19 protein-coding genes are annotated in these 17,591 nt (G+C 59.7%); 10 read left to right on the forward strand and 9 right to left on the reverse strand.

The features are described from left to right. Window positions 1–150: 150 nt before the first annotated feature. The 6 genes from AB2L51_RS04405 to AB2L51_RS04430 all read left to right on the forward strand — a co-directional run bounded on the left by AB2L51_RS04405 (window position 151) and on the right by AB2L51_RS04430 (window position 7,340). The gene (locus AB2L51_RS04405) at window positions 151–2,469 is read left to right on the forward strand and encodes an adenylate/guanylate cyclase domain-containing protein (protein WP_395581203.1); all 2,319 of its coding nucleotides are present in this window, start codon (window positions 151–153) and stop codon (window positions 2,467–2,469) included. After that, window positions 2,466–3,365 carry an MlaE family ABC transporter permease gene (locus AB2L51_RS04410; RefSeq protein WP_395581204.1) on the forward strand — a complete coding sequence of 300 codons (900 nt, stop codon included), beginning with the start codon at window positions 2,466–2,468 and terminating at the stop codon, window positions 3,363–3,365. Before AB2L51_RS04405 ends, AB2L51_RS04410 begins: the two co-directional genes overlap by 4 nt. Window position 3,366: 1 nt before the next feature. Next, entirely contained in the window at window positions 3,367–4,068 is a 702-nt protein-coding gene (locus AB2L51_RS04415) for an ABC transporter ATP-binding protein (RefSeq protein ID WP_395581205.1), read from the forward strand. Beyond that, the gene (locus tag AB2L51_RS04420; protein WP_166110602.1) at window positions 4,068–5,018 is read left to right on the forward strand and encodes an MlaD family protein; all 951 of its coding nucleotides are present in this window, start codon (window positions 4,068–4,070) and stop codon (window positions 5,016–5,018) included. The genes AB2L51_RS04415 and AB2L51_RS04420 overlap by 1 nt, the downstream gene beginning before the upstream one ends. Beyond that, window positions 5,015–5,950 (forward strand): tetratricopeptide repeat protein, encoded by a 936-nt coding sequence (locus AB2L51_RS04425; protein WP_395581206.1) that lies wholly within the window; start codon window positions 5,015–5,017, stop codon window positions 5,948–5,950. Before AB2L51_RS04420 ends, AB2L51_RS04425 begins: the two co-directional genes overlap by 4 nt. A gap of 379 nt (window positions 5,951–6,329) precedes the next feature. Continuing rightward, window positions 6,330–7,340, forward strand: coding sequence for an ion channel (locus AB2L51_RS04430; RefSeq protein ID WP_395581207.1), 1,011 nt, complete (start codon window positions 6,330–6,332; stop codon window positions 7,338–7,340). 206 nt (window positions 7,341–7,546) lie between these two features. Here AB2L51_RS04430 and AB2L51_RS04435 read toward each other — a convergent pair whose 3' ends face one another. After that, window positions 7,547–9,730 (reverse strand): FUSC family protein, encoded by a 2,184-nt coding sequence (locus tag AB2L51_RS04435; protein ID WP_395581208.1) that lies wholly within the window; start codon window positions 9,728–9,730, stop codon window positions 7,547–7,549. Between the two features lie 242 nt (window positions 9,731–9,972). Here AB2L51_RS04435 and AB2L51_RS04440 point away from each other — a divergent pair, with 242 nt between their 5' ends. Beyond that, complete coding sequence (locus tag AB2L51_RS04440) at window positions 9,973–10,344, forward strand: YidB family protein (RefSeq protein ID WP_395581209.1); 372 nt, start codon at window positions 9,973–9,975, stop codon at window positions 10,342–10,344. 76 nt (window positions 10,345–10,420) lie between these two features. Then, window positions 10,421–10,951: a hypothetical protein gene (locus tag AB2L51_RS04445; protein ID WP_395581210.1), complete on the forward strand. Its 531-nt coding sequence runs from the start codon at window positions 10,421–10,423 to the stop codon at window positions 10,949–10,951. A gap of 21 nt (window positions 10,952–10,972) precedes the next feature. On the opposite strand, the gene ccmI is transcribed toward AB2L51_RS04445, so the two are convergent. From ccmI to AB2L51_RS04480, 7 genes are read right to left on the reverse strand one after another with little or no spacing between them, the layout of a single operon-like run. Then, entirely contained in the window at window positions 10,973–11,704 is a 732-nt protein-coding gene (gene ccmI, locus AB2L51_RS04450; RefSeq protein WP_395581211.1) for a c-type cytochrome biogenesis protein CcmI, read from the reverse strand. Window positions 11,705–11,708: 4 nt separating this feature from the next. Continuing rightward, window positions 11,709–12,182: a cytochrome c-type biogenesis protein gene (locus AB2L51_RS04455; protein WP_395581212.1), complete on the reverse strand. Its 474-nt coding sequence runs from the start codon at window positions 12,180–12,182 to the stop codon at window positions 11,709–11,711. Beyond that, window positions 12,179–12,754, reverse strand: coding sequence for a DsbE family thiol:disulfide interchange protein (locus tag AB2L51_RS04460; RefSeq protein WP_395581213.1), 576 nt, complete (start codon window positions 12,752–12,754; stop codon window positions 12,179–12,181). The genes AB2L51_RS04455 and AB2L51_RS04460 overlap by 4 nt, the downstream gene beginning before the upstream one ends. Further along, window positions 12,751–14,736, reverse strand: coding sequence for a heme lyase CcmF/NrfE family subunit (locus AB2L51_RS04465; RefSeq protein WP_395581214.1), 1,986 nt, complete (start codon window positions 14,734–14,736; stop codon window positions 12,751–12,753). The genes AB2L51_RS04460 and AB2L51_RS04465 overlap by 4 nt, the downstream gene beginning before the upstream one ends. A gap of 39 nt (window positions 14,737–14,775) precedes the next feature. Further along, on the reverse strand, window positions 14,776–15,306 hold the full coding sequence (gene ccmE / locus AB2L51_RS04470; RefSeq protein WP_395581215.1) for a cytochrome c maturation protein CcmE: 531 nt from the start codon (window positions 15,304–15,306) through the stop codon (window positions 14,776–14,778). Beyond that, entirely contained in the window at window positions 15,303–15,464 is a 162-nt protein-coding gene (locus AB2L51_RS04475; protein WP_395581216.1) for a hypothetical protein, read from the reverse strand. Before AB2L51_RS04475 ends, ccmE begins: the two co-directional genes overlap by 4 nt. Beyond that, on the reverse strand, window positions 15,461–16,234 hold the full coding sequence (locus AB2L51_RS04480; protein ID WP_395581217.1) for a heme ABC transporter permease: 774 nt from the start codon (window positions 16,232–16,234) through the stop codon (window positions 15,461–15,463). The genes AB2L51_RS04475 and AB2L51_RS04480 overlap by 4 nt, the downstream gene beginning before the upstream one ends. A gap of 179 nt (window positions 16,235–16,413) precedes the next feature. On the opposite strand from AB2L51_RS04480, the gene AB2L51_RS04485 reads away from it, so the two are divergent. Both AB2L51_RS04485 and AB2L51_RS04490 read left to right on the forward strand, forming a co-directional pair. Beyond that, window positions 16,414–16,707, forward strand: a complete 294-nt coding sequence (locus AB2L51_RS04485; RefSeq protein ID WP_395581218.1) for a YciI family protein — start codon at window positions 16,414–16,416, stop codon at window positions 16,705–16,707. 1 nt (window position 16,708) lies between these two features. Beyond that, window positions 16,709–17,128: an EVE domain-containing protein gene (locus tag AB2L51_RS04490; protein WP_395581219.1), complete on the forward strand. Its 420-nt coding sequence runs from the start codon at window positions 16,709–16,711 to the stop codon at window positions 17,126–17,128. Window positions 17,129–17,219: 91 nt separating this feature from the next. On the opposite strand, the gene AB2L51_RS04495 is transcribed toward AB2L51_RS04490, so the two are convergent. Then, complete coding sequence (locus AB2L51_RS04495; RefSeq protein ID WP_395581220.1) at window positions 17,220–17,555, reverse strand: protein tyrosine phosphatase family protein; 336 nt, start codon at window positions 17,553–17,555, stop codon at window positions 17,220–17,222. Window positions 17,556–17,591 lie beyond the last annotated feature (36 nt).

The raw sequence follows: 17,591 nt of genomic DNA on the forward strand, positions 1-17,591 counted from the left end.
GTGGACAACTCTGCTGGTGACAGGCACGTTACCTGATAGACATCTCTGTTGTGCGGAGAGCCCATCTTTGCATTGCGCCAGTGGTTCTGCCTGAGGCCATGGTGGCAGGGGCGCGAATGTTCATGACCAACAGGCAGTGGAATTTGGTGCGTGTCTTCTGAAGAGATCATAGACCCGACAGTTCAGCACGATGCATCCATCCAGCGGGTGCTGCTGCACATGGTTCTTCCCTTCGTGCTGATCATCATGACCGTTTTGGCCATTGCGTGGGTGGGCATCAGTTCATACCGCACGACGAGCGAGGGTGTGTCTGTTCTCACGCGTGAGCTTATGGAGGCAACCCAGCACTATATCGGGCAGGAAGTAGGGGACTATATCGCACCTTCCGCCGCCGGGAACCTGATTGCCGCAGGCATGATCGAGCATGCCCCACCGCAGGTGTCGGATAAGGTCTTTTATTCCTACGGCAGCATCATGCTGCAAAAAATTCCGCAGTTGCAGTCTTTCTATCTGGCCGATGATCAGGGTAATTTTACGCTGATCACCCGCTCCCCCGACAAGGACGTGCAGGACCATGTCCGCCTTGTTACGCAGCCGGGCGGCACAAAAATTCTGCATCATGTTCTTTTCAATACTGCGGGGCAGCAGGTCCGGCAGTATGATGCCCCCGCCGCTGATTACGACCCGCGCGTGCGCCCGTGGTACAAAAACACGGCTGGCAAAGACACTATCCAGTGGACGCAGCCCTACCTGTTTCCGACCGACAAGCAGTTTGTCATGACCAGTTCGCTCCGCTTCCGGCGTGATGACGGGCATGAGATGGTGTTTGCCACCAATATCTCGCTCAACGAACTCAGCGCGTTTTTGGATAAAATCAAAATCGGCAAATCCGGCAGCGCCATGATCGTGGACGGCGAGGGACGGGTTATTGCAGGGCGCAATCTTACCCAGCATGCGGAGGCCGCGGGCTGGGACCCGGACAAAATGGTGCTGGACCCCAAAATCTACCCGGTTTTTGCCTTGGGGTATGACCACTACCGGGTGCGTGGTTTTGGCCCCAAACATGTGGAATGGGACAGCAGGTCCTATATTACCATGGCCTCGGCCCTGCCGCGTTATGCGCAGGGCTGGATTTTGCTGATTGCCGCCCCCGAAAACGATTTTGGCAGCTTCGCGCACCAGAGCAGCCGCCAGAGCCTTCAGTTCGCGGGGATTGTTACGGTGTTTTCGCTCCTTCTGGGGGGGCTTTACATCCGCCAGTTGCGTCGGACGGAAGCCGGTAACCGCAGGCTTGCGGTGCAGCAGTCTCAGGTCGCGCAGGAAAGTGGTGCCTTGCAGCAGGTGGCTGTGGCGCCGCATCTGTTTGACCCTGCGGCAGACGCGCTGGTTCTTACGGAGCAACTGGCGCAGGTTGCGGGTGCGCGTCGCGCCAGCCTGTGGCGGTTTTTGCATGATGGCGCCGCCATGGTGTGTGATGATACCTATGACCGGACCCAGAACACCCATTCCGGCGGGTTTGAAATGGGGCGCGAGGAACTGGGCAAGTTCTTTGACGCCATAGAGGAAGGGTCTTCCTTCTCCGTCAGCAACGCCGCTACGGATGAGCGTACGACACGGTTTGAACGGCTGGTCATGCGTGAGGTCAGTACCCGCGCACTTGCGGTGTACCCCGTTCATGGCCCTCATGGCACGCTGGGCATGCTTGCGCTGGAAGACCCGGTCATGCTGCCGCATCTGCTGTATTTTGTGGAGCTTATGGCCAGCATTGCGGGTACGCGCTTTGCCGCGCAGGATGCGCTGGAAGCCCTGCAGAAACCTGCGGCAGACAGCAGGACCTCCGCTCCCGTAGCGGTAACAGGCACGCCCATATCCGATAATCTGCTCATGCGGGCGGATGAAATGGCAGAGGTAACCGGTGCGAGTATTTACCCGTCCGTTGCCGTGCTCGTTGTCAGCTTTTCCGACCCTGTAGTGGAAGGAAACAAGGAAACCGCGGCCCTGATCACTCTGATCAACCAGCTGGCAACACAGGTCCAGACTGTTGCGCAGGAAGAGCACCTGTTCGCGGTGGAAGTGGCCGGACACCGCATGATCTGCATGGCGGGCTGCACCACGGAGCCAGACCCCACAGCCCTGTTCCGTCTGGCCAATGCCGCGCTTAAAATGCGTGAAACATTCATGGGGGCGCTGGCTGCTGCCGATCTGGAACCCGTGTTTACCATGGGTATGGATTTTGGCCCCGCCTTTGGTGGGGCCGTGGGGCAGGCGCCAACGGTGTTCAACCTGTGGGGGCAGACTGTCTCTCTTGCTGAACTGATGGCAGAAAGTGCGATAGACCCCGGCACCATTCAGGTTACGGAGCGTGTTTATGCCAGCCTGCGTGACCGCTACCTGTTCCGCAGTCGTGGCTCGTTCTTTGTGCCGCATCTGGGCCTTGGCCGTGCCTATACGCTGGCGGCCCGCCGATGAGTGAGACCGATCCACAGGCTCCCCAGCCGCTCCCGCCACCCACCGATACAACGCGCGACCCGGTGCTGGCCGGGCAGACAGGGCAGGGCGGCTTTTTTGCACCAGTCCAGTGGGGCCTTGGCAAGCTGGCATGGATCGGGCGGCTTACGCGCAGGCAGGCGCGCTTTCTGCTCATCATGCTTGGCGCATCCTGGGGGGTGATCTTCGAGAGTTTTCGTGCGCATTCATGGCGCAGGACGGTGCGGTACGAATTTGTCAGCACCATGAACAACATCATCCGCGGTGGGCTTATCGCCACCATGTTTGCCGGGGTGCTGACCGGGCTTGCCGCTGTTTCGCAGGTTATTTACTGGCTGGGTCTGACCGGGCTCGCCACCATGACCGGCTCTATCCTGATCAATGTTGTCGTGCGTGAAATAGCGCCCATTCTGGTGGGCGTGCTTCTGCTGGGGCGGAATGGCATGCTCTCCACCACGGAGCTGGGGCTTCTGAGCATAGGGGGGGAAATCCGCTCCATGCAGGCTGTGGGCATAGACCCGTTTCTGCTGCTGGTGCTGCCCCGTACACTGGCTTTTACCGTGGCCGGGTTTACGCTGGGTATCCTGTTTTCGTTCTCGTCCCTTGTTACGGGGTATGTGATGAGCCGCATGTCCGGCGTGATCAACAACCCGGTCTGGGTCTTTCTGGATGACGTGGCAACAGCCATGTCCGGCACGGATTATGTTATTATCCCGCTCAAGTTTATTACCGTCGGGTTTGTGGTGGGGCTTGGTGGCTGCCTGACCGGGTTGACCGCCACAAGCGAGGATTCACTGCGTACCCTGCTGCCCCGTGGCTTTTCCCGCGGGATGCTGATTGTGATGGTGGTGAGCGTTCTGTTCAGTCTGGATCTGTAAGATGGATATGTACGCTTCCGGCCCCCTGCTTGAGCTGAACAAGGCAATCCCGTCTTTTGATGAAAGCGGTCTGCCGCCGGTTCCCTTCAGCATGAAGCTGATGCCCGGAGACTGCATGGTGGTGGAAGCGCGCGATATAGGACACGCCACCATGTTTGCGGATCTGTGCTGTGGGCTTGTGCCGCTGGAGGATGGTTCCGTGCGGTTTATGGGGCTGGACTGGGCTGATCTGGGCGACCGGGAGCTCAACGCCCTGCGCGGGCGTATCGGGCGTGTGACGCACCGGGCAAGCTGGCCCGAATTTGTGCCGGTGCATCTGGCAATTGTACTGCAGCAGTTGCACCATACAACCCGTCCGATTGATGTTCTGGTGCATGATGCCGCCCGACTGGCGGAAAATTTTGGCCTGCCCGGCCTGCCCACGCAAAACCCCAGCTTTTTACCTGAGGAAGACCTTTTGCGCGCAAGCTGTGTGCGGGCCTTTTTGGGAAGGCCCCATTTGTTGCTGCTGGAAGACCCGCTTGAGAGTGGACCGGCAGAATTGAGCAATTCTTTTCTGGCTGCAATAACCGAGGCGCGCGACAGGGGTGCCGGGGTTATCTGGCTGGTAAGGAATAACGCAGTCTGGCAGGAATATCGGCAGGGTGTTACGGCAACCTGGCGGCTTGCAGATGATGGTCTTGTAGCAGTACGGATGGGATAATGTTCCAACTCCGCTTACGACAGAAAGTAAAACCTCTCATTTCCCTGCGTTATGCAGATGAATGGGTTGGGTTTCTTGTGCTTCTGAGCATACTCATTTTTGGGGGCGCGGTTATCGAGGCTGGTGTGCTGCGTGACTGGCTGACCCCGCCTGCACGGCTGCGCGTTGTGCTGCCAGCATCTGGTGTTGGCGGTTTGACCGTTGGCGGGGACGTACAGCTTATGGGGGCGCATGCGGGCACCATCCGCAGCATCAAGCTCAATCCATCAGGCAACATGTACGCCATGGTTGACCTTGACCCGCAGGCCAAGCCCTTCATCCGGCGGGATAGTACAGCCCTCATCCGCAAGCAGCTTATTGTAACAGGTGCTTCCTTTCTGGACCTCAGCCGTGGGCATGGGGACCCGATGGACTGGAGCTACGCCGTTATTTCGGCCACACCGGCCCCCAACCCCGCAGACCAGATTACCGCGACCCTGAACAGTATTCAGGCCGAAATCATGCCCGCGCTGGCCAGCGCCAGACATATGATGGCCCAACTGGATGGTACCATTACCGACATGCATGCGGGCAAGGGGACAATCGGGCAGTTGATGACCAACGATCAGCTTATCCGCCAGTCCGAAGCGACCATTGCCTCTCTGGATGCTGTGATCGAACGGCTCAAGCCGATTGAAAAACAGGTTTCGGGGATCATGAATAAGACAGATGCCACGATGGGGAACCTCAAATCCGCTACCAAGGACGTCAAGGATGCAACGCCGCATCTGCCAGCCATTGCCAGCAACGTGGAGGCCAGTACGGCGGACCTGCCAGCCATGCTGGCACAGGCCCAGACCACACTTTACGGCTTGCAGCAACTGACAGACCAGTTGCGCGGTATGTGGCTGCTGGGTGGACAGAAGGTGACGCACCATAAACGTCTGGCTCCCCAGCAGGTGCGGCCATGAGACGTCTTGCACATATGCTGGTGCTGACAGCCCCTCTGCTTCTGGCCGGGTGTGGCGCCAGCCAGAGCAAACCCACGGCGCAGGATGATGCCGCCTGGGATCAGACCATGATGGCGGGTCGGGATTCCTTTGATCTGGGGCGTTATACTGTTGCTGTCTCGCAGTACCGCAAGGCGGCCAATCTGGCGCTTGCGCGTGATGATGGAACAGCCGTGGCGGAGGCGGGGTATGACCTTGCCGTCTCGCAACTGGCAGCCAACAGGCCTGCTGAAGCGTTGAAGGCAGCACAGGCCACCCGTCAGGCTGTACAACTGCGTGGTGCGCAGGATATATCCTCGCTCGATCTGGTCGAAGCCGCAAGCCATTACCGGCTTGGCCATTACGCGCAGGCCATTCCTCTGGCGCAGCAGGCCATGCACTCCGCCGATACGGGTGTTGCCGCACGGGCGGCCCTTGTGCTGGGCCTTGCTGCTGATGCGCAGGGCGATCAGGGCGCTCTTCAGGCCGCAGATGTGTACCTGACCGGACTTAAGCAGCCGCTCTCCGTGGCGCAGCAGGCTGACCGGGCTGAAATTGAGGCCCGCGTGCTCCGCCATGCCAACCCCGTACTGGCCGGGCAGCAGGCGGAGCAAGCGGCAAACCTGCGCCAGAGCGCAGGTGCATACCATGATATGGCGCGTGCTCTTGCCCTTGCTGCACGGATTGCAGCCAGTCAGGGGGATCAGGCCAGAGCGCATGCCCTGTGGGCGCGGGCGGCTCAGAGTGCCGCCGCGCAATCTGGCAGCCTGAACCGGATGGATGCGCAAACGCTGGTCCATGGCAGCCTGACCAAAGGTAACCCCATGCCACCGGCGGATGATGCTCAGGCATGGGCGCGTAATGCGGGTGAGAGTGTGCTCAGACCTTTTGCCGAAACGGATGGAGCTCACTGACCGGGGATTTTACCGCGTGACTTTATTGCTCTGCCAGTAAAGCCCATGCACTGGTACTTGTCACTGGCATAGGCCGTGTTGTCCTGAATACGCAGGAGCCTCGGGTTTTTTCCACATATCCTCCGTCATCCTGCTAGTCCGTACCCGTAACGGTGGGGAATACAGGAGGCGGGTGGCGTGGAGGATCAGGTCATGGTGTGTTATTTGAGGCATTTAAGGGATGTTTTTATTTCATTTTCTTGAAAAAATATGACACCTGAAAATAATCGCAGGTTAAGCAGGTCTTCCATGCATAATCCATGGAGCACAGAAGCTACCTTGCTGTATACACCGCATTCACGCGCAGGCCCGTCCGTCAGGCTGTGCGCACGGAGCGGTGATGATGAAAAGACTTTTCCACCATTATAGAAAACGCAACCGCAAGGGGGAGGCAGAACGCCACACCAAGCTGGAGAATGTTGTCCCCAAACGCGATGGTAGGGCAGGAGGGCGTTTTCATTTAAGCACCAAGGAGGCGATCAGACGCTTTCGCGCGCATGCGCTGGTTGAGGAAAAAAGCCATCGTGATGTCGTGCGCGTGGGGGTAAAGGACAGTGTGTGGAGCGATCTTTACCACCATGCACTTACGGCAAGCTGGCCTGCTTTTGCGGCTATTGCTGTTGTGTCCTATATTGTAATCAATCTCGTTTTCGCCCTGTTGTATATGGTGGCCCCGGGCCAGATTACGGGGCTCTCACACGGCACGCTGCTGTCCCTGTTCTTTTTCAGCGTGCAGACACTCTCGACCGTTGGTTATGGGACCATGAGCCCGATCGGGGCTTATGCCAATGCCATTGTCTCGATTGAGGTCTGTGTGGGCATGATGCTGACGGCCCTTGCAACGGGCGTGGTTTTTGCCCGTTTTGCCCGCCCTCGCGCCAGACTGATGTTCAGCAATAAAGCTGTGATCAGTAACGAGGGAGGGATACCCGCCCTGTGCATCCGTATTGCCAACTTGCGGATGAGCGTTATTTTGTCGGTCGATATTGAAGTGGCTTTGTCCCGTCTGGTCGTCAGCGACAACGGCCATCTGGTTCGCAAGTTTGACCAGCTTCTGCTCATGCAATCCCATGTGCCCGTGCTGCGTTTTGCTTTTGTTATGGCCCACGTTATTACGCCTGACAGCCCCTTGCATGGTAAAACGGTTGCCGAACTGGAAGGGGAGGAAGCCGAAATTATTGTAACAGTTACCGGCACGGACGAGGCTCTGGGGCAGACCGTGTTCGCAAGAACTGCCTACAGGTTTGACCGTGTTCAGTACAATCACCGTTTTGTGGATATTGTGCTTTCTCGCCCCGATGGGCGCATTACGGTGGACTATACCCGCTTCCATGATGTTGAAGCTCATTAAAAAGCTTATTGTACGGCCTCATCTGTGGTGATGGGTTGGGAGGTGCCAATGCTTCCCCCGGTTCCACTTCCCTTCATGAGGCGTGTCGTCAGGTACAGGCCCATTGAAGTAAGGTAGTACCCACCCGGTTTACACGCGGGGCATAGGCCCCCCACGGGCACACCGTACTGTGTGGGGCCTTGCCCGGATCAGATCCGGTTGTGGCATCACACTGCCCGGTATGGGTGCGTGGCGTCCAGAAATACGGCATTGGCGTCCAGTTCGTGGGAAACCACGATCAGGTAGGCAATGGCGCGGGTGAGTTCAATACGGGTGGAAATATTGGGCTCAGCGGCTTCCATCCGGCGTAGTGCGGTGGTCGCTACACGGGCCGCATGGGCTGTATGGCCATACTTGCCTGTAAAATGGCTCATCCGCTTCATGACAATTTCTATGGCCCGGCGCGCCGGAGGGGGGATCTGGTTGCGGTGCAGCAGCGCGCGCAGGCGGATAATGTTCAACCCGATGGTCATGGCGGCCAGTGTGCCCTGCAGGCAGCCTTCAATGGTGGGGGACGGGGTAGGGCCAGCATGGCGGATCAGGCGGGCAAAGCGGTCAATATTGCGGCCAATCCAGTCCCGCGTCATGGGGGTGGGTTCGGCTGAAGCCAGTGTCCGCAGGTCCCGCAGCAGGGTCCGGCGCATGCGCCAGCGCTCGGCTGCGCTGTTAAAGGGCAGCACGGCGCGAAAAATAAGAACCGCAAAAAACACCCCCAGCAGAATGGCCCATGTGGAGTTGAACCATGTGACCTCATCCACCCGGCCCTGATTGAGCGGGTGTACAAAGTTGGGGAGCAAAAGGGTATAGGCGGCGGAGTGCAGGGCCGTGCTGGCGTTGCGCGCGGCCAGTCCACCGGCGAACATGGGAATGGCCAGTGTAGCCACCAGCATTTCGTAATTGGATTGTGTGGGCAGGACAAAAAAGACCAGAAAAAACGCAACAAGGGCTGCCCATATGCCACCGATCATAAACTGGGTGGTGGCAACAACAGGGTTTTCCCGCGTGGCAAACAGCCCGCAGACAATGGCGACAAATGTAATGAAGCCAAGGCCCGTGGGCCATGCCGTACATTCCCACACCAGTCCGGCGGCACTCAGGGCTACGGCTGCGCGCACACCGTTATAGGCAGCCTCGCGCTTGTCCACATGGGACTGGAGGCGGAAATGGAAGTGGTCGCCACGAATGAAGTGCTGGCTGGCATCGTATTCCCGGATGGCCTGTTCCAGTTCACCCAGCAGTTCGTCCATGGCATTGTGCAGGATGCGTCCATCCAGCAGGGCGGAAATCTGTAAGTGTTCATCTTCCAGCGTAAAGGCGGAGCCGATTTCGTGCGTCAGGGCATCCACAATCTGCTGGTGGCATTCCGCACGGAGCAGTTGCAGGTCGCGCAGAATGGCGCGCACTCCGGTTTCCGTGTTCAGGCGGTTTGGCAGGCTGCTCAGAAAAGTACTGACATTGGAGGCCGTCTCGCGGAATATGGGCTGGTCGGTCTGGACGTATTGCAGCCGTACGGTCATGCCCAGCCCGCGTGAGAGCAGGACCGAAACCGCAGCAAGGGCTGCGCGGGCATGGTCCCCTTCATGCCCGTGGGGGCCCATCTCGGCTTCTGAGAACTCAATCTGGTCGTTAATGGACAGGATGGGGCCAAACATGGCGCGTGAGCGGGTCAGGGCTTCTTCATCCCCGGCCAGCAGGCTGGCCACGGCCTCGGATACGTTGCTCAGGGCCATGCGGAGCTTGTCACGGATGTTGCGGCGGGCCATCTCGGCCAGATTATGGGCAAAAAGACCAGCGACCGCGCTTTCGCACACAATGCCCAGCACAATATACGTCGCGCGGGACATGGCGGTCATGAACACGTTTTCGGGGTGGGGAATGGCCCCTATGGCAATAATGGCCGTTGTATAACCTGCCAGCACCAGCGCGTAGGAACGAAAGTTGCGCACAAGGGTTGCAAGTCCGCAGCATAACCCCAGCCATATGGACAGTGCGGGAAAAAACAGCCATGCGGTCTGGTTAAAGGCGGAAATAAGGGTGATGGACATGGCCACCCCAATTCCTGTGCCAACCAGACGCCAGCGTGCCTTGGACATGCTCTCCCCCCGGGAGCCCTGTGCCACGATCCATACGGTCATGGGGGCCCATTGCGGGTCGTCCAGTTCCATCCACAGGGCGATAACCAGTGAGATCAGGGCTGCTGCTGTCGTCCGCAAAGCAAACCCTATTGCGGATGGCGTGGGCGCAAGCAGCCAGTTCAGGGGCAGTTTGCTCTGCGCACCCGGCGGCCCTAACGGGCGGAAGGCCCGCAGGCGACCGATCCTGTCAAGCAGGGGAAAAGAAAGACTGGGCACAATGGCTACTTTGTTGCAACGGAGGAAGCTGGGGAATACGGGCTGTAACCGTAGCGTGTTTTCCCGTTTTTTCCTTGTGGGTTCAGACGCATATCAGCTATCGCTTCTCAAACGGGGAAAATCGGTCTGGAGCCGGTTTGTGCTTATGAATATTGCATGGATCGGTTATTCATTCCACGACCAAATGGCACCGTGCCAGCCGACAGGCCGCTCTGGTGGCGGATATGGGAAAGAGGGTGGATATGTCTGATTTTTTTCAGAGTATTGTAGGTAAGGTCGAAAGCGTTCTGGGCGGAGATGTCCAGACACTTGTCAAACAGCAGTTCCAGTCTCTGGCGCAGCCGCAGACAATCCAGACCCTGCTGGACCGCGCTGATCAGGCCGGGCTGGGGGATAAGGTACGTTCATGGATCAGCCAGAGCGGCAATGTGCCCGCCACGCCGGATGAAATCCGCTCCATTCTGGGGAGTGATGCGGTGCATGCGCTGGTGGAAAAAACCGGCCTTCCAGCCGATACCGTAGTCACAGCGTTGGTGCATTTTCTGCCCGACGCCGTGGACAAGCATACGCCCGATGGCGTGCTGCCCACGACCGACACCACAAAAAGCGCCTGAGCCACAAGCCGGACCGCAAGTGTGTGATGCACGGCATTTTCGTGCATCACGGCACATAATCCGTTATGATGCAGCCATGACACTCGGTGAACGTATAACACGGATGGATAGCTGGCTGCTGGATCAGGTCTGCCAGCCCTTGGCAGACAGACTGCCAGAACGCTTTCCGGCCTTTGATGCAGGCATGAGCTGCCAGTTTGGCTCTTTGCTGCTGTCTGCCGTTTCCATTATTGCCGTGTTTGTGCTGACCGGTATGCACGATTTTGGGAATATGATCTTTAACGTGCTGGTCTGGTGCCTGTGCGTCAGCTTTTTTATCGGGCTTGGTCGTGTGCGCGTGCTGGTCAAACCGGGAAAACCCAACCCGCTGCGGCACATGCTTGTCAGCGTCCGGATTGTTTCTATCCCGTTCGCCATGTACGTTGTGTATCAGGCACTGACCTCCCCTCCCACATTCGGGACGGCGGTCTGGTTCAACGCCTTTTCAAACATCGTGTTTGTCGTGGGGCTGTATCTTATTTCATGCCAGCCGCGCCCGCCGCGTGTGCGCACAACGGAAGATGTCTGGGGCCGGGGCTTTGCGCCACGGCCCGGCGGTGGGTTCTAGCCAGAAATAGGGGCAGGCAGATCAGGGGTTTTCCTGATCATGCTCGCCCTGTGCAATGCGGCCCTGCACTGCGGGACGCCACGGTGCATCCTGCGGTGCAGCGTCCAGCGCCTTGCGGAACAGCTCCAGTGCCTGCGCCGTCACGTGGTGCTCCGCCCGTGTCATGGCTTCTGCCGTGCGGGCAGCCAGTTCGGGGTCAAAACCCAGTGCCAGAGCATGGTTCCATGCTTCCGCCGCCTGCGCGTAATGGTCGCCCGATGCCTGCAACTGGCCTAGCAGCAGATAGCCCTGCCGCCTGTTGGGGTCATCCGCGGGCAGGCTGGCCATGGCCTGCTGAAGCTGGGCGATAAGGGCATCGGCCTTGCGGTTCTGCATATGCTGGGCCACCAGCCTTGGGCCAAGGGGCTGGGCTGGCAGGTAAGGCGTGCCGTTGGTCAGGTATAAGGCAATGGCCAGAGCAGGCACCGCCGCAAGGCCAAACCAGCCCAGCATGGCCGAACTGTCTGCCCGTGCCGTGGAAGGCGCTGCATCGGCTGAGAGAATACGGCGCTGGATTTCCAGTATGGCCACGTCGTGTTCGGTTGGGGCGATCAGGCCAATGGCAAGGTCGCGGTCCAGTTCCCCCAACTGGGCTTCATGCAGGGCCAGTGCGGTGCTGCGTTCATCCCGAATAACACGGGTGCGCTTCCAGAGTGTTACAATAGCCGGGGCAAGGGCAAGCAGGCTGAGCAGCCCGATGGAAAGCCAGATCATGCTCTCAGTCCTTTGTCAGTCTGGCCAGACGGGCCTTTTCATCTTCAGTCAGGGGCGCCGGCGGTGGCGCTGCGGCCCTGCGGCGGTAGAACAGAAAAGCCGTACCAATTCCCATAAGCAGAGCCAGCACCGGCATGGCCCAGAGCAGGAGCGTTCCCGGCGAAAAGGCAGGTTTCAGGCGGATGAAGTTGCCATAACGGCTAACCATCCAGTCCATGACCTGCTGGTTGTTCTCGCCCTTGGCAACGTGCTCGCGCACAACGCGGCGCAGGTCACGCGCCAGACCGGCGCTGCTGTCTTCTATTGATTCGTTCTGGCACACCAGGCAGCGCAGTTGCGCGCCAATAGCCTGCGCGCGGGCCTCCTGCTGCGGGTTGGGCAGCATTTCGGACGGGTCATCCACCGCCAGCACCAGCACCGGGGTTGCCATAAGGAGCAGGGCAGCCGCAAGGGCTGCCAGTTTGCGGCGTATGGTCATGGTGTTTGCAGCCTTTGAACCAGCGGCAGCAGAACCCTGTTAATGATCTCATCCGTAAGAGGGGCTGCCGTGTGCCAGCGGATAATTCCTCCGGGCCCTACCAGAAAAGTCTCCGGCACGCCGGAAATACCCCATTCGATCCCGGCCCGGCCGGTATGGTCATCACCCAGACGGGTAAAAGGGTTGCCGGAATGGTGCAAAAAGCTGGCGGCGTTGTCGGGCTTGTCCTTGTAGGCAATGCCCCACATGGTCAGCCTGTCTTTGAGGGTCATAAGGGTTGGCATTTCCGCAAGGCAGGGAATGCACCACGATGCAAAAAAATTGACCAGAACCGGCTTGGTAAGCTGTTGCAGATCCTGCGTTGTAAACCCTTCTGCCGGGGGGAGCGGAGCCAGCGTAAAGTCTGGCACTGGCCGGTCCAGCACGGGAGCGTTGATGTCATGCGGGTTGAAGGAGCCGTGCTCCATGCCATCCAGCATTTTCCAGAAGGCAACACCGGCAACACCGGCCCCGGCCAGCGGCAGGGCCATAAGCAGGCGGCGGCGGGTCAGGTTATCAGAAGGTGTGGTCATGCTACGCTCGTGCTTGCAGGGGTGGATTTGGCCCGCTGTGGCGCGCCGACGCGCATGCGCCGGTCAGAAAGGGAGAGCGCTCCCCCAAACGCCATGATCAGCGCACCCAGCCACATCCACGGTGCCAGCGGGTTGTAGTGCAGGCGCAGCACATAGGTCGGGCTGGCGTCCGGGCCGTGCCTGTCGCCCAGAACGCCGTACAGGTCCGCCAGCATGTTGGTATGAATGGCAACATCCGTTGTGGTCTGGTTCTGGCTGTTAAAGCTGCGCTTGGATGGGTGCATGACTGTAACCAGCCTGCCATTGCGACGGACTTCCAGCGTGGCGACCATGGCCGTGTAGTTGGGGCCGGGTTCCTGTTCCACGGCCTTGAGTGTCCAGTCATATCCGGCCAGTTGTTCGGTGGTGCCTATGGGCACTTCCACAATCTTGTGCTGTGCCTGAGACATGGCGGCAAGGCCCAGCACGGTAATGCCTACACCCGCATGGGCAATGGCTGTGCCAATAATGGCGCGGGGCAGCATGCGTGCCCGTTGGAGGGATGCGGCAACAGGCATACGGAACAGCCTTGTGCGCTCTGCCAGATCGGTCACACTTGCTGCAATAACCCACAATGCGGCAGCAGCGCACAGAATGGCCAGCACGCCGGACAGTTCAAACACGGCAACCGCGCAGGCCAGTGCCGCCACAATGGCGGCAAGCCACAGCTTTTGCAGCACGGGCCAGAGCTGTGCGCGCTTCCACGGCAGCATGGGGCCAAAGCCCATGAAAATGAACAGGGGCAGCGCCAGCGGAATGGTCGTTGCATCAAAGAACGGTTTGCCAACCGAAATGGTGCGGTCAAACAGCAGGGACATGAAGGGGGGATACATGGTGCCTGTCAGGACCACCGCGCACAGGGAGCACAGCAGAATGTTGTTGAGCACCAGCGCCCCCTCGCGCGAGATGGGGGCAAACAGCCCGCCTGCGGTCAGGGTTGGGGCGCGGTAGGCGAACAGGGCAAGCGAGCCACCAATAACAACACCCAGCAGGCCCAGAATGAACACCCCGCGTGCCGGGTCGTTTGCAAAGGCATGCACGGAGTTGAGAATGCCCGAACGCACCAGAAACGTGCCCGACAGCGAGAACGAGAAGGTGGCAATGGCCAGCAGTACGGTCCAGATTTTAAGGGCTTCGCGCTTTTCCACCACAATGGCGGAATGGATCAGTGCGGTGCCCGTCAGCCACGGAATGAGCGAGGCGTTTTCCACCGGGTCCCAGAACCAGTAGCCGCCCCAGCCCAGCACGTAATAGGACCACCATGACCCCATGGCGATGCCGCAGGTTAAAAAGCACCATGCGGCCACAGCCCACGGGCGTACCCAGCGGCCCCATGCTGCATCCACCCGGCCTTCAATCAGCGCGGCAATGGCAAAGGCAAAGGGTACGGCAAAGCCCACGTAACCCGTGTACAGAATGGGAGGGTGAAAAGCCAGGCCGGGGTCCTGCAAGAGGGGATTCATGCCCTGACCATCCATGGGGGCGGGCCAGATGCGGGCAAACGGGTCCGATGTGGTCAGGCAGAACAGTTCAAACCCCGTGGCCACAAGGCCCAGCACGGCAATAACGCGCGCGCGTAGGGCGGAGGGCAGGTTCCGCCCGAAGGCTGCCACCGCTGCCCCGCACAGGCCCAGAATAAGCGCCCAGAGCAGAATGGAGCCTTCGTGGTTCCCCCACACGCCGGTTATTTTGTAGAGCAGGGGTTTGGAAACCGCGCTGTTTTCCGCAATGTTCTGAACCGAAAAATCGTCCGTAACCGCTGCGTAAATCAGACTGAGGAAGGAGATGCCAAGGGCGATCATTTGCCCGATGGCAAGGCCGGGAGCCAGCGCCATAAGCCGCGCATCGCGCCGGGATGCACCAATAAGGGGAATAATACCCTGCACAGCAGCCAGCACACAGGCCAGCGCAAGGGCGTAATGTCCAAGTTCGGGGCTTAACATATCTGGGGGGAGGCTCCCGTCTTCTTTAAATCAGGCTGTTCAGTTTGCTGCGGCGGGGGCGGAAAGGCTCTTGCCTGCATCCTGCACGGTCATGGTGTTCCAGCTTGCCGCACTGGGCGGTGGGCCAAAGCGGGGGTCCCACTTGCCGGATTTTTTAAGGGCTTCGGCAACTTCCTTGGGCATGTAGGTCTCATCATGCTTGGCAAGAACCTCGCTTGCCACAAATCCGTGTGGCGGCTTGACCGTGCCTATGGCAACCACACTTTGCCCCTCGCGGAACAGATCGGGCAAAATCCCTTCATACTGCACGGTCACGGCGGCTTGGCCGTCGGTTACGGCAAAGGTGGCAACGGGGGTTTCACCGTGCTTTTCACGCTTGACCGAGCCTGCAACAACCATGCCACCCAGCTTGACCGTACGATCCGCTGGCGGGGGTGAGGCTTCGACCTGCGAGGGGGTGACAAAGAAGACAATGTCGGAAGAAAAAGCCCGCAGGATCAGGGCGGCCGCGGTGCCAAGGCAGGCAACACAGGCAAGGACAAGCCAGAGGCGACGGGTCTTGCGGGTCATGGAGTAAGGGGTGTTCCTGCGTTGCGGTTATGGGTCTGCTCCAGTGCTGCCAGTCTGGCCCGGTCGCGTTTGAGCCGGAGTGCCGCACCAAGGGAGAGAACAAGCGCCATAATGGTGGCCAGCCCGTAGCTGGCTACAATGTAGGGGAGGTGGGTCATGCTGCTCCTCCACCCCGGCGGGGGGAGGACAGCAGGGCGCGAATGCGGCTTTCCATAACGGCGGCACGGGTGCGCGCCACCACAATGGCCGCAAAACCCAGCGAGAACCCGATGGTGGAAAGAGCAAGCGGCCACAGCATGGAGGATGACATGGTCGGCGCGCCGGTCAGGGTAATGCTGTCGGGCTGGTGCAGGGTGTTCCACCATTGCACGCTGAACTTGATGATCGGCAGATCCACAGCCCCGGCCAGCGCCAGAATGGCGGCGGCACGGTAGCCGCGCTGCGGGTCATCAAACGCGCGGATCAGGGCGATATGCCCGAGGTAGAGAAAAAACAGGACCAGCACGGAGGTCAGGCGCGCATCCCACACCCACCATGTGCCCCACATGGGTTTGCCCCAGATGGAGCCAGTGGCCAGACACAGGGCGGTAATGCAGGCGCCAACGGGGCCAATTTCCACTGCCGCCAGATCCGCCAGCGGGTGACGCCACACGAGCGAGAGTACGCCGCAGACGGCAAGCCCGGCATACCCGCCCGATGCCAGCATGGCTGCGGGTACATGCACATACATGATGCGCACGGAATCCCCCTGCTGCCAGTCGGCGGGGGAGTAGAATAACCCCCAGCCAAGGCCCGCAAGGGTAAAGGCAATGGCCGGCCAGGTCAGCCATGGCTGAAGGCGTGCGCCCAGCTTGAGAAACCGGCCGGGGTTGGCGTAACGGTGGAAAAAACTGCCAGTACGCGCGACAAGGGTCGGTGAGGCGCTCAAAAGTTGGTCCGCTCCGTCTGTCTGGTTTATGGGCGAGGGGGATACCCTTGCCCGTGGGGGGCAATATGCCTCAAAGTGGGACTGCTGCCGTCTTCTTTATATCATTATAAGCGTTCTGACACGATGCAGTTCTTCATGGGCGACCATGCCCGTAAGACACAACAGAAGGAAAATGAGGCATGTTGTTTGCCATTATCTGTACGGATCGCCCCGGCTCGCTGGACCTGCGCATGGCCACCCGCGCCCAGCATCTGGCTTTTCTGGAGCTTAACAAGGCAGCCATCCAGTTTGGTGGTCCACAGCTTGATTCCGATGGCAAACCCTGCGGTAGCCTGATCCTGCTTGAAGTCGAGGACCGCGCCAGCGCCGAAGGCTTTGCTGCGGCCGACCCCTATGCCAAGGTGGACCTGTTTGAGAGCGTGATCGTGCGCCCGCTGCGCACCGTTTTCCGCGATGGGCAACTGGTGGAATAACATGGCATTCTGGCTGGTAAAGAGCGAGCCTGACGCGTTCAGCTGGGACGAGCAGGTTGCAAATCATGTAGAGCCATGGACCGGAGTTCGGAACCATCAGGCCAAAAAGAACCTTGCCGCCATGCAGGTGGGGGACAGGGCTTTTTTCTACCATTCCAACGTGCAGCGCGCGATTGTGGGGGTGGTGGAAGTGGTGCGTGCCGCCTACCCGGACCCCACGGCAGAAAGCGGGGTCTGGGTGTGTGTGGATGTGCAGGCGGTAGGCCCTATGCCAGAGCCGGTCACGCTTGCGCGGATCAAGGCTGAGCCGGGGCTGGAGGAACTGGCGCTGGTTCGTCAGTCCCGCCTGTCTGTCTGCCCGGTTTCGGCGGAGCACTGGCAGGTTCTGTGCCAGATGGGAGGGTGGCAGGAACCGGGTTGAAACGGGCCTGTTTCCACCGCTATCAAATTATTGTGACAAAGGCCGCCCAACCGGGCGGCCTTTGCTATTTTGCGCGCAGTGGCAGCAGGGGTCAGCCCTGTGTGGCCTGCATCCATGCCTGCGCGGCGCGGTTGCCCGAGCGACAGTAGGCAAAATACGGCCCCGGCAGCGTGTTCAGCACTTCCTGCGTTTCAATCACCACGTCAGAGGTCGGGGGCACGCCTGCGGGCATGGGAATGGCAATAAAGGTCAGCCCCGCCGCGCGCACGGCCTCACCAATGGTTTCCGCTGAAGGCTGGCCTGCTTCCTCGCCATCGGGGCGGTTGCAGATAATGGTTTTGAACCCGGCATCCTTGATTGCGGGAATATCGCTGGAGGTAATCTGGCCAGCTACGGCAAAGTTGGGGGCGATGGACTGGTACTTCATGGAGTCTGTCATCCTGTAAACAAGTGGCGTGTTCCG

It is taken from the genome of Acetobacter fabarum (assembly GCF_040702925.2).
Taxonomy (GTDB): Bacteria; Pseudomonadota; Alphaproteobacteria; order Acetobacterales; family Acetobacteraceae; genus Acetobacter; species Acetobacter fabarum_B.